Consider the following 12,860-nt stretch of genomic DNA (forward strand, 5'->3'; position numbering starts at 1 on the left):
ATGGAAGTAAACGAATATATAGAATCAGGAATACTGGAGCTTTACGTGTACGGTTTGCTCAACGACGAGGAAAACCTCGAGGTGAACCGCATGGCAAAGGAACACGAGGTCATCGAGGCCGAAATCGTGTCCATCGAGAAAAGCATCATCCAGCTGTCGAGCAGCTTCTCGCCTTTCCTTTCGCCCGAAAACTTCGAGGCGATCAAGGCACGACTCGAGCTCAAACACGGAAAAGTAGTCGACATTGACAGAAAACGCAGCGGCATTTCGCTATTCATCGGATACGCGGCTTCCCTCATTTTCCTTCTCGGATGCGGCTATTTCTACTACAGATGGCAGGAAACCGACAAACAGCTAATTGTTACAGGAAACGAGAATTCGACTTTGGTCGACAAGGTTTCCGATCTCGAAATCAGGAACCAGTCGACAGTTTCGGCAATCGATGTTTTGAGAGACGACAAAAACACGATCGTGCCTTTGGCCGGACAGGCGGTTTCTCCAGAATCGAAGGCTAAGGTTTATTGGAACAAGCAAACCAATACGGTTTATGTGGATGCATCGGGATTGCCTGAGCCGCCGCAAGGAAAGGTTTATCAGGTCTGGTCGCTCAAACTCACGCCGCTTACCCCGACGAGCATCGGCCTTTTGGATGATTTCAAGGGAAATTCCTCGAGAATCTTTGCTGTGTCGAATGCAACTGGCGCCGAGGCTTTCGGTATTACACTTGAGCCTGCGGGCGGAAGTAAATCGCCTACTTTGGAGCAGTTGTATACGCTCGGGAAAGTATAATTTGAATCGTCATAACACAATTCAGGTTCGAGAAATCGGGGCTTTTTTTATTTTGTTGTTCGTTATTCGTTGTTCGTTGTTCGTTGTTGAAAGTTTTCGCTTTCGCGGACATTATAAGTAAGCGCTTAATTTTTTTGAACAATTAAGTTCGTTAAGGCATTTCGTTTTTCGCTGATAAGAAGTTTCTTGGTGCGATTTTTTAAACCAATAAGTTTAGTAAGGACATTATGGCACTGCGTTTTGCGCTGACAAGAAGTTTCTTGGTGCGATTTTTTAAACCATTAAGCCCATTAAGGACATTAAGGCATTGCGTTGTTCGTTGTTCGCTGTTAAAAGTTCTCGCTTTCGTGGACATTGCAAGTACGCGCTTAATTTTTTTTGAACAATTAAGTTCGTTAAGGACGTTAAGGCATTTCGTCTTGCGCTGATAAGAAGTTTCTTGGTGCGATTTTTAAACCATTAAGTTCATTAAGGCATTTCGTTATTCGCTGATAAGAAGTTTCTTGGTGCGATTTTTTAAACCATTAAGTTCATTAAGGACATTAAGGCACTGCGTTGTTCGTTGTTCGTTGTTCGTTGTTCGTTGTTCGTTGTTCGTTGTTCGTTGTTCGTTGTTCGTTATTCGTTATTCGTTGTTCGTTATTCGTTATTCGTTGTTCGCTGTTGAAAGTTCTCGCTTTCGCGGACATTATAATAAGCGTTTAATCTTTTTGAACAATTAAGTTCGTTAAGGACATTAAGGCATTTCATTTTTCGCTGATAAGAAGTTTCTTGGTGCGATTTTTAAACCATTAAGTTCATTAAGGATATTAAGGCACTGCGTTGTTCGTTGTTCGCTGTTCGTTGTTCGCTGTTCGTTGTTCGTTGTTTGTTGTTTGTTGTTCGTTGTTCGTTGTTCGTTGTTCGTTGTTAAAAGTTCTCGCTTTCGCGGACATTACAAGTAAGCGCTTAATTTTTTTGAACAATTAAGTTATTTAAGGACATTAAGGCATTTCGTTTTGCGCTAATAAGAAGTTTCTTGGTGCGATTTTTAAACCATTAAGTTCATTAAGGACATTAAGGCACTGCGTTTTGCGTTGATCCGAAGTTTGTCCGTTCGGATTTTTAACAATCAAGAAGGTAAGATAAGTTGAGATTGTGCCGATGCGTTTCAGAGAGATTCCTTCGATATTTCACACGCCAAATTCAAATTCGCGAATTCGCGGCTAAAAAAAATGGGCCAGTTGCAGAAAACAAGCAACTGCGGCAAAAACTATGAAAAAAATTCGTGCATTCGTAGCCAAATTTAAGCTACGAATGCACGAATGTTTGGCATCAGAAAAGTAGACTGTTTTATTCAGCGGTGATCTAGCGTTTCTGCAATCGCCTCCATCCAAAGTAAGAAACAACAGAAAGCGCCACAGCGATCGCGACCGAAACATAGATGAAAGTCGGTGTCACGACTTTGTCGCCGCTTGCGTAGGAATGCAATCCCGAAAGGTAAAAGTTCACCCCGAAATAAGTCATCATGATCGAATAAAATGCGAACACACTGGCCACGTTGAACGCCCACGCGCTTTTCAGGCCCGGAACAAGTCGCATGTGAACCACGAAAGCGTAGATCATGATCGAGATCAATGCCCAGGTTTCTTTCGGATCCCAACCCCAATAACGTCCCCAACTTTCGTTTGCCCATTGTCCGCCGAGGAAATTCCCTATTGACAACATCACAAGTCCTACGGTCAAAGCCATTTCGCTGATATAAGTGATTTCCTTGATGTGCAAGTCCATGCGCTGGCGGTTTTCCTTGGTCACGAACACCATCAGCAACAAAGACACAACGCCCAAAACCATTCCCAATGTAAACGGTCCGTAACTGGCCACGATTACCGCAACGTGGATCATCAGCCAATACGAATTCAAAACCGGCTGAAGATTCGCGATTGACGGATCCATCCAATTCCAATGCGCGATCATCAGGATCATCGAGGCCACGAAAGTTCCCGAAGCCACGGTCAAAGCCGATTTTCTGGCGCATAGCAACGTGAAGAGCATCGTTGCCCATCCTACGTAAATCATGGATTCGTAAGCGTCGCTCCAAGGTGCGTGACCCGAAATGTACCAACGCGCGATAAGTCCTGAAGTGTGTAGCAAAAACAGTAAAATCGTGAGGCCATGGAAGAACCAGATGGTGTATTTCATGAACTTCCTGCGAACGAAAATATGCACGATAGAAAGCAGCAACATCAAAATGCCCACTGTCATATACAAATAATACAGGTTCTTGAAAACGTCATATTTGTTGTACAGTATCTCTGAATTGATCTTCTCGTCGCTCGGCATCACTTTTGAGCCGTATCGATGTTGGAATTTGTTGATTCCGTTCAGGTAGAAATCGGCTTCCTTATAACTTCCGGTTTCCGATGCGGTCTTGAGCGCCATCAGGTAAATCGGGATGATCTGACGCGTAAAGGTCGAGTCGATGCCTTTCATTCCGGCCTTGTCGAGTTCGAGATACGAAACCCATTTGTAGTTTTCGTCGTTCGGAACCGGGAAAATCTTGAGCATCGAACCGCTGAGAGCCGAATTGAGCAAGTTCACTTTTCGATCGGCTTCGATAAAATCCTTCTGGAATTGGCTCGGAACGGCCGCGCGATACGATTCGTCGAGATAAGGAGAGAGTTTGTAATTGCCCTGATCGTCGAAAAAGTCGATGAATTTGGCATATTTGGCTTTCGGATCGATTCCGATGAGCTTCCGTATGCTGTCATTTCCGGGTTTCAGATAAACGAAAGGCACTTCGAACCAAGCCGTCGGAAATTGCGTCATCGACAAGAAAACCTGATCGGAATTGAGTCCGTTGTACGAATCCTTTTTCGAGACCTTGCGAAGCAACTCCGATGCGAAAGTGTTCACGGGTTTCATGCGTCCGCCCGCGTCCTGAACCACAAGGCGTCCAAATTTGGCAGCGTGTTCCTCGTTGATTCTATACTTCTGCAACATCGAATCAATTTCCTTTTGGGAAGGCATCACGGGTTTTGCCGTTTCCTGCTGATGCGACGCGTGATCGTGTCCGTCGTGCTCATCGTGCTGTTGTGCGTTTGCCGAAAGTCCGAAGAACAACAAAATCGCGAGCGCCGTCTTGGCCTTCTTCTTCTCGATAGTCGCCAATTTTCTTCTCAATTCGCCCATTCTGGCGCCTTTTGCCACCAAGATGGCCATCAGTCCGCCGAACAGCAAAAAGTAACCGATGTAAGTAATCCACGTTCCCCAGAAATCGTGGCTTACAGAAAGTATTGTACCTTTTTCATCTGGATCGAACGAAGCCTGGAAAAAGCGGAAACCTTTGTAATCGAGAACGTGGTTCATGTAGATCCTCGCGTCGGTCTTGGTCTTGCCGTCGTTTACCGTGACTTTGCTCTCATACGACGAATAGCTTTTTTCCGTGCCTGGATATTTCTCGGCAATAAAGTCATTGAGTTTGATCGAGAATGGAACGTCGTAAGTTTTAGCCCCGAAAGAAAGCGTAAAATCGAGGTTGCCTATTTTAAAACTCTGAGGTTCGCCAATTTTGCCTTTCGAACCCAAAAGTGTGACTTCGCGAGATATTCCGTTTACTTTGACCGACACGATCAGCGCATCTTCGGAATTTTTTTCACGGTATTTCCCGTTGGTTTTGTAGGTCTTGAAACCTTTTATCGGTTGATCGGGGAACACGAATCTGGCCTCACCGACGCTGTAAAGCGAGCGAAACATAAGCGGTTGTACCAAACCTTTGGTGACTTTGCCTTCCATGCGGTCAGCCATTCTCATGAACTGTCCGTCGAACGGCATCTGAACTGTCGTAACGCCGCCTTTCGTGTTGATGTTGATCGCCCCGGCGACGAATTTGTTTAGCGAGAACAGCAAATTGTGGATGTTCTCGAGTTCGCCCTCTTTTATGTAATGTTCGTGCCTTCCGCCGTCTCCAGCCTCGACGATTTTTAAGTAAGTATGGCCGCCACCGTTGGGTTTGATGGTTTCGGTCGCACCCATGATGTAATTGACGTAATCGATCTCGAATGGCGTTTCGGAAAATTTCTCCTTCATCCTGAAACCGTTGTCAAGCACAGGCGAAAGCAAAAGCGATTTCTCGAACGAACGGCGTCTCAGCATTCCGTTGTATTGACCGTCGACCAAGGCCGTGAAGTGATACCGTTCGGAATATATCTTGTTTTCGGACTCGCCTTCGCGAATCGGCATTACGCCTTCGTAGCTGATGTAGCGCGTCACGAAAGCCCCGATGATGATCAGCACGAACGACAGGTGAAGCGTCAAAGTCGCTATTTTCTCGCGTCTGAGCAGGTTGTATCTTTTGATGTTTCCGATGAAATTCACCATAAACAAGAACATGATGGCCTCAAACCACCAGGCGTTGTAAACGAGAATCCTTGCGGTATCGGTATTGTAATCGTTTTCAATGAAAGTCCCGATTCCCATGGCAAGGGCAAAGGCAAGAAACAAAATGGCCATCAATCGGGTCGAGAAAAGTGCGGAAAGGAGTTTTTTTCCCATGGAAGAGCGAATCGTATAAACGTGTGCAAAAGTAAGCAAAAGTTTACTCCTCAAAGCCAAGGCAAGCGAGCAGATTTGCACTATTTAACGAAATATTCTGATTCTGAAAGCGCGAATTTCCTAACGCATTAATTTCTATTTTAGCCGATGCCAAACCGTCCCGAATATGCACGAACTAAAAATCGACCTGGCGCTCAGCCTTTTCATCCTCGGGGCGACCGTGCTGGCCTTGGTCTATCACGTCGTGCTTTACGTGTTCGGCCGCGATAAACTGCTCGTCCATTACTTGATTTACTTGTTCTTCACGAGCGTTTTCCTGTTCTCCTATTCGGGTTTGGGCGCGTTTTTCTTCGGATATGACAATCATGTTTTCTATCTCACGAACTTCCGCGAGCTCATACAAATCGTGTACCTAACCGCCTATTTCAACTTTATCGTCGAAGCGGTTGGAATCTCGAGGAAATCAGATGTTTTTTTGTTCCGAAATTGGAAATTCATAGCGGCTTTGCTGATTCTTTACGGCATCGGCTACACAATTTTAACGCTTTTTTTTCCTTCCGAAATGCTTGGAACGGCTTTTACGCTTTCGCGGATTTTCATCTTCGGCGTAACCGGAATCATGCTTTACCAAAGTTACAGACTGCGAGAGATCAAGTTTCACCTCATCGTACTTTACGGATGCACCTTTTACCTGATTTGCGGACTTATCAGCTTCATATCCAACCTTTTCAATTATTCCGATTGGCCCATCTGGCCTATTGAATGGCTCATGATAGGAAGTTTCGTCGACATTATTTTCTTCTCGCTGGCTATCGGCTACCGAAACAAAAAACAATGGGAAAACCTCAATTTCACGCTGCTCGAAGAAGCAAATAAGGTAATAGCCTTGCAGAAAATGATGCTTGCCAAACAACTCGAGATCGAAAACGAGCGCAAAAGGATCGCCGCCGACATGCACGACGATCTAGGAAGCGGACTGACGAAAATCATGTACCTGAGCCAAATGGCGTCCCAAGCGCCCGAAAGTCGCGACAATCTCAAGAAAATCCAACAAACCGCGACCGACCTCATCGGCAATATGAGCGAGTTGATCTGGGTCATGAAAGACGAGAACAACACGCTCGAAGATTTGGCCACGTACATCAAATCTTACGCGGTCGACTATCTCGAAAGCAACAAGATCGAGGTTCGCGTGGCGCTTCCCGAAGATTTCAGGAATGCCGTTCTCGACGGAAAACAAAGACGCCACCTGTTCCTGTGCGTGAAAGAAGCTTTGCACAACGTCGTCAAGCATTCCAAGGCTTCGCGTGTTTTTGTCGCGGTCGATCTGGACTCGGAATGCCGGATCTCGATTTCGGACGATGGCGTAGGATTCGCATCCGGAATCCAAAAAAATCCCGTCGGAAGAAACGGCATGCAGAATATGGAGTCGCGGATGCGGTCGATCTCGGGGCAAATGCAGGTCGTCGAATCGCACGGAATCACCGTGATTTTCTCACTTCCGCTTGACGGGAATGTCCAAAATGAACCTTTCGTACCATTGGTGACGCGCGATAACGATCTTTCCTTTGCACCAAAACCATCCGCATGATCAAGATTTGTCTTATCGAGGATTTACCCGACGTTTTGAACGGTCTGCAAGCGATTATCGCCCAAGACGGACGTTTTGACTTCCAGAAAGGTTTCGCCACGGCCGAAGAAGCGATCGCCGAGCTCCCAAAACTGCAACCTCACGTGGTCTTGACAGACATAAACCTGCCGGGCAAAAGCGGAATCGACTGCGTGCGCGAGATCAAGCCGAAATTCCCCGACATCCAATTTATGATTTTCACGATCTACGAAGACAACGATCAAGTTTTCGAGGCCTTGAAAGCGGGCTCGAGCGGTTACATCCTCAAGAATACCGCACCGTCGAAAATCATCGAATCGCTTGTGGAACTGCACGAAGGCGGAAGCCCGATGTCACCTAAAATCGCAAGAAAAGTGTTGTCGACTTTCAATAGCGAACCCGTGCAAAACGATGTGGCCGAAATTTTGTCCAAACGCGAACACGAAGTGCTGGAATTGTTGAGTAAAGGCTTTCTGTACAAAGAAATCGCAGAAAAACTCAACATCGCGATCAGTACGGTCAAACGGCATCTGAACAACGTTTATTCCAAACTTCAAGTGCAGAATAAGGTCGAAGCTGTCAACAGGCTTTACAACAAGTGATACTGCTTTCTAAACTGTAACATTTTTTCTACTGAAATCATTTAGCCTTTTTCAAACGCGATCGAATGGACTTATTTATGCAACGGTTTTTTGCCACGCAGCTTACATGATTGAATTGATCGCACGGCTTTCGGCCTTGCTTTCGGACTCACGAATCAAGCCAATAAGTTGCCGTATTCGCAGCGATTTGCCACATATTTCTTTCCAGTAAATTTATTAGCCGCGACCGAAAAACGCGAACTGGCCGAATGCGACGCACGAATTTTGTCTCGCGCTAACCTGCAAGGTTTTTCAACCTTGTAGGTTTTCAGATTTATGCCGCGAATTAGCGAATTTCTTATCGCGTCCGTCACATAATTCGTGCATTTGTGGTCAAGTATTTTTGCCTTGCATGCACAGACTTTCACCGATCACATCGATTTTCGCTCCGCTTTTGGGATCACACGAATGAACCGAAAACTTGGCGATTTCTTGACTTTTCTCACCTTACTACTGGCTAAGAATTTTCTGAAATCGATCTCAGTTCGGCAAAGATCAAAGCCCCTTACTGTTCTTAATGAATTTAATGGTTCCAAAATTTTAATCTCTCTCGTCTTTTGAAAAGTTCGCGCCAGCATTTGCGAATCGACTGCAAAAGCTTCGGAATTCTTATCTTGCAGCCATAACGACCGCCTATTTTGAAACTTTTTCTTCTTTTACTGCTTGCGATTTTTAGCGGCAACGCACAAACCATTTCGGGAACGGTTTTCGACGAGACCAAACTGCCGCTTCCGGGCGTTTCGGTTTACCTCGACGGAACTTCGGTTGGCACGCTTACTGACGAAAACGGGAAATTCTCGCTTTCCGTGGCCAAACGCATCAACACCAATCTGGTCTTTTCTTTTATCGGATACGAAATCCTGTCGGTTGAAAATCCTTTCGAGAAGCCGAAATATGAAGTGCACATGCAACCGAAAGCCTCGATGCTCAAAGAAGTCGTGATCGGCAATGACGGTTTTAGCCGAAAGTCGAAACTCAAGGCTTTCCGCGAGGAATTTCTGGGCAAGACCAAAGCCGGGCGTTCGTGCAAAATTTTCAACGAGGACGATATCGACTTCCTTTACGACTACAAAACCAATACGCTCAAGGCTTTTGCCGACAAACCGCTAAAAGTCCAAAACCCTTACTTGGGATACGAGATCGAGATCGACCTTAGGGAATTCAGCGTCGTGTTCGCGAAAAAAACCGTGAATACGGAATTCACCAACCAAAGCAGTTACGCGGTTTCGACGGTTTTCCACGAAATGCCGGATGCAAAGAAAAAGTTCGTTTCGAGACGAAGCGATGCTTATCGTGGATCTGGAACCGAATTTCTCAAGAACCTCATCGACCAAAAATGGAGTTACGAAGGTTTTGTCTTGTATGACGAAGGTTTTCCGACGAATCCCAACGAGCATTTCACCGTTTCCAACCGAAATGGCATGTTCCACGTCGCGATAAAGAAAAATTACAAAAAGGCCGCGCTCACGCTCAACGAAATTCCTTATCACGCCAAATTCGGGATTCTTTACAAAAAAGAACGGCAATCTGGCGTGCAGTTTCTAACCGATTCGTTCAACATGGACGATTTCGGGAATACCGATGTTCCAATGGCTATCATTTTTTCGGGAGAAATTTCAAAACAGCGAGCAGGCGATTTGCTTCCGATGGATTATCTGCCTTGAGCAAAACCCGCGATTTTACTACCTTAGCGCCATGATAAAAATCAGCGTCATCGGATTCGGGAATGTCGGCCAGCACTTGGCATCGGCATTCCAAAACAACGAAAAGACCGAGCTCGTACAGGTTTTCTCGAGAAGCGGGAACTCAGGCGATTTCTCGTTTTCCGACAAGATAATCAGCGATCTGGACGATTTGCTTGAAGCCGATATTTACGTTATTTCGGTTTCCGATAAGGCCGTTGCCGATGTTTCCAAAAGTTTGGCATTCGCCGATAGACTCGTCGTCCACACGGCCGGAAGTTTGGGCATGGACGTTTTGGACCGCAATAATCGCAAGGGCATTTTTTATCCGCTCCAAACGTTTTCCAAATCGAAAAATGTCGAGTTCAAAAATGTCCCGATTTGCGTGGAGGCCGAAAACGCCGACGATCTCGCGCTTTTGGAAAGTGTCGCGCACGCCATTTCCCAAAGCGTCTTCCTGATCGATTCCAGACAACGGAAAGCGCTTCACGTCTCGGCGGTATTCGTCAGCAATTTCGCCAACCACATGTACAAAATCGGAAGCGATATTTGCCGGGAACACGACATGCCGTTCGAGATACTCAAACCTTTGATCCTCGAAACCGCCGACAAAATCAAATCGCTTTCTCCCGAAAAAGCGCAGACCGGCCCGGCCATCAGACATGACCAGAACACGATCGAGTCGCATCTTGCTTTACTGTCGGATGCCAATCAGAAAAACATTTACGAACTCCTTACCTCTTCGATACAAAAATGAGTGAAATAAGCTACAAAGAAGTCATGAATGCCATCACGACTTTTATTTTCGACGTCGACGGCGTTTTAACCGATTGTTCGGTGCACGTGACTTCTGAAGGTGAATTGCTGCGAACCATGTACATTCGCGACGGTTATGCGATGGAACTCGCCTTGAAAGCCGGATTCCATGTGTGCGTGATCTCCCGTGGCAAGAACGAGGGCGTGAGAGTCAGACTCAAAAATCTTGGCTTGACCGACATTCATCTTGGCATTTACGACAAAGTCGAGACGTTCGAGGAATATGTGGAATTGTACAATATCGCGCCCGAACAAGTGTTGTATATGGGCGATGATCTTCCTGATTATTATGTGATGCAACGCGTCGGGTTGCCCACTTGTCCTTTGGATGCCGCGCCCGAGATCAAGTCTGTGGCCAAATATGTTTCGCACAGGAATGGCGGACGTGGTGCGGTTCGCGATGTGATCGAGCAGGTTTTGCGCGTTCAGGGAAAGTGGATGACTGAGAGTGCCTAATTAAGTTCCTGAGTGCCTGAGTGCGAAGTGCCTGAGTTTTTTTCCGAGTCACAGACTCGGCCACGCGTTTCGCGAAGTTAAAAACTTCGCGCCCCGAATCCCAAAACCAATAACCCGAAAACCAAAAAATGAAATACCTAAAACTAATCCGAGTCCAAAACCTGCTGCTGCTCGCCTTGATGCAACTCACCGTGCACTTCGGTTTCCTGCGCCAGCAAAACCTCGGGCTGGCACTTTCTGACCTGAACGCCTGCCTTCTGGTTTTAGCGACCGTTCTGGTGGCGGCCGGCGGTTACGTGATCAACAACATCATGGACGTAGCCACAGACCTCGAAAACAAACCCGAACAAGTCGTCGTGGGAAAAGGCGTTTCGGAAGCCGCGGCTTACAACCTCTACATCGGACTCACGATTTCAGGTGTGCTTCTTGGCTATTATCTGGCTTACGAAGTCGACAAATGGGGATTGGCCACGGCTTTCATTCTCGCGGGCGTCGTTTTGTATGCTTATGCGAATTTCCTCAAGCGTACTTTGCTGGCCGGAAACATCGCGATCGCTTTGCTGACGGGATTCAGTGTGCTTGTCGTGGGAATTTACGACCTGATTCCGACGATGCCTTTCAACGACCGCGACATGACTGAGATCGTGCTCCGGATTTTGCTCGATTACTCGATTTTTACCTGTCTGATAAACCTCATCCGGGAAATCGTGAAAGATCTTGAGGACGTGAACGGCGATTACAACCAAGGCATGAATACGCTTCCTATCGCGCTTGGCGTTTCCAGAACGGCAAAAGTCACATCGGTTTTAGGAATTCTTGCCACGGTATTGCTCGCCTGGTACATTTACGAATACCTGTTCGATTTGACTTATGTGACTTTGTATGCGCTCGTTTTCCTGATGAGTCCGTTGTTGTTCTTCTCGATCAAGATTTGGTCGGGCAAGAAACAAAAGGAATTTTCGGCCATGAGTTTGATGCTCAAAGTCGTAATTTTCTTCGGAATACTTTCCATTGCAATACTCACTTTCAACATGAACCATCGTGCTTAAGGACAAACTCAAACACAAGAACCTCATTTTGGCGTCGGGATCGCCACGACGTCAGCAATTTCTACGCGATCTGGATCTGGATTTCGAGATCCGATTGAAGGAAATCGAGGAAATCTATCCGCCAGAATTGAAGGCCCACGAAATCACCGATTATCTCGCAGTGTTAAAATCGACGGCTTTCGATGACGAACTTCTTGAAAACGACATCTTGGTGACAAGCGACACGATCGTCTGGCACCAAGGACAAGCGCTCGGCAAACCGAAAGATTATGACGACGCGGTAAAAATGCTTCGGAAAATGGCCAGCAGCACGCACGAAGTATTCACTTCGATCTGTCTCAAAACGACCGAAGCCACGACCGTTTTCCACGAAGTGACCAAAGTGACTTTCGCCGATATGAGCGACGAAGCGATCCACTATTATCTGGAAACCTGCAAACCGTTCGACAAGGCCGGCGCGTACGGAATCCAGGATTGGCTCGGCTTGACCGTGATTTCGAAAATCGAAGGTTCGTATACAAACGTAGTAGGATTGCCAACCGAAAAATTTTATAAATACTTACACAGTCTGGTTTAACGAACAGCGTCCGCAACTGATACTGTTTCTGCAACTGCCACTGCCACTGCTTCTGCTTCTGCTACTGCTACTCCAACTATCAACCTCACAAAAATGGACTACTTCGTATTCATCAACCAATATTCACGCGAAATCGTAAACTCGATTGTGCTGCTTGTCGTGGTCATGTTCTTGCGATTCATCAGCGTGAAAGCCGTGAAGCGCTATTCGGTGATCAGCGAAGTACTGCATCAGCGCTCGAATCTCGTGGTGAAATACATCAGCGTTTTGCTTACCGTGATTGCCATTGCCGCGACGATCGTGATTTGGGGCGTTGAAACCGATAATATCATCACGACTTTATCGGCGGTGATTACCGTGATTGGCGTGGCGTTGTTCGCGCAATGGTCGATCTTGAGCAACATTACCTCGGGCATCATCATCCTTTTCAGTTTTCCGTTCAAGATTGGCGACGTGATCAAGATTCACGACAAGGATTTTCCGATCGAAGGCGAAATCGAGGACATCCGGACTTTTCACACCTTATTGAAGACCAAGGACGGCGAAATCATCACTTATCCGAATAATCTTTTGCTGCAGAAAGGCATCTCGATTATCCGAAATTGGCCTGAGCCACAAGAATTTACGGATTAAAAGGTTCAATACGGTGTTTACAAAATGTCAACATAACATTAAACACTTGTGAAAATCCTGTAAGCTTTGTCTAGG

10 protein-coding genes are annotated in these 12,860 nt (G+C 46.3%); 9 read left to right on the forward strand and 1 reads right to left on the reverse strand.

Going from position 1 to position 12,860, the window contains the following annotated elements; all coding sequences use genetic code 11:
- Complete coding sequence (locus tag EOO49_RS11240; protein WP_290845672.1) at positions 1-789, forward strand: anti-sigma factor; 789 nt, start codon at positions 1-3, stop codon at positions 787-789.
- Between the two features lie 1,347 nt (positions 790-2,136).
- Here EOO49_RS11240 and ccsA read toward each other — a convergent pair.
- Positions 2,137-5,322 (reverse strand): cytochrome c biogenesis protein CcsA, encoded by a 3,186-nt coding sequence (ccsA, locus tag EOO49_RS11245; protein WP_290845674.1) that lies wholly within the window; start codon positions 5,320-5,322, stop codon positions 2,137-2,139.
- 166 nt (positions 5,323-5,488) lie between these two features.
- Between ccsA and EOO49_RS11250 the strand changes: the two genes are divergently transcribed.
- From EOO49_RS11250 to EOO49_RS11285, 8 genes are all read left to right on the forward strand, one after another.
- Positions 5,489-6,913 (forward strand): 7TM diverse intracellular signaling domain-containing protein, encoded by a 1,425-nt coding sequence (locus EOO49_RS11250; RefSeq protein ID WP_290845676.1) that lies wholly within the window; start codon positions 5,489-5,491, stop codon positions 6,911-6,913.
- Positions 6,910-7,533, forward strand: coding sequence for a response regulator transcription factor (locus EOO49_RS11255; protein ID WP_290845678.1), 624 nt, complete (start codon positions 6,910-6,912; stop codon positions 7,531-7,533). The genes EOO49_RS11250 and EOO49_RS11255 overlap by 4 nt, the downstream gene beginning before the upstream one ends.
- 677 nt (positions 7,534-8,210) lie before the next feature.
- Positions 8,211-9,236, forward strand: a complete 1,026-nt coding sequence (locus tag EOO49_RS11260; protein WP_290845680.1) for a carboxypeptidase-like regulatory domain-containing protein — start codon at positions 8,211-8,213, stop codon at positions 9,234-9,236.
- A gap of 31 nt (positions 9,237-9,267) precedes the next feature.
- On the forward strand, positions 9,268-10,011 hold the full coding sequence (locus tag EOO49_RS11265; protein WP_290845682.1) for a Rossmann-like and DUF2520 domain-containing protein: 744 nt from the start codon (positions 9,268-9,270) through the stop codon (positions 10,009-10,011).
- Positions 10,008-10,526 carry an HAD family hydrolase gene (locus EOO49_RS11270; RefSeq protein WP_290845684.1) on the forward strand — a complete coding sequence of 173 codons (519 nt, stop codon included), beginning with the start codon at positions 10,008-10,010 and terminating at the stop codon, positions 10,524-10,526. Before EOO49_RS11265 ends, EOO49_RS11270 begins: the two co-directional genes overlap by 4 nt.
- Positions 10,527-10,654: 128 nt before the next feature.
- Positions 10,655-11,575, forward strand: a complete 921-nt coding sequence (locus EOO49_RS11275) for a geranylgeranylglycerol-phosphate geranylgeranyltransferase (RefSeq protein ID WP_290845686.1) — start codon at positions 10,655-10,657, stop codon at positions 11,573-11,575.
- On the forward strand, positions 11,568-12,152 hold the full coding sequence (locus EOO49_RS11280) for a Maf family nucleotide pyrophosphatase (RefSeq protein ID WP_290845688.1): 585 nt from the start codon (positions 11,568-11,570) through the stop codon (positions 12,150-12,152). Before EOO49_RS11275 ends, EOO49_RS11280 begins: the two co-directional genes overlap by 8 nt.
- A gap of 93 nt (positions 12,153-12,245) precedes the next feature.
- Positions 12,246-12,785, forward strand: coding sequence for a mechanosensitive ion channel domain-containing protein (locus EOO49_RS11285; RefSeq protein WP_290845689.1), 540 nt, complete (start codon positions 12,246-12,248; stop codon positions 12,783-12,785).
- Positions 12,786-12,860: the final 75 nt, after the last annotated feature.

Origin of the sequence: Flavobacterium sp. (assembly GCF_004295795.1) — a bacterium.
Taxonomy (GTDB): domain Bacteria; phylum Bacteroidota; class Bacteroidia; order Flavobacteriales; family Flavobacteriaceae; genus Flavobacterium.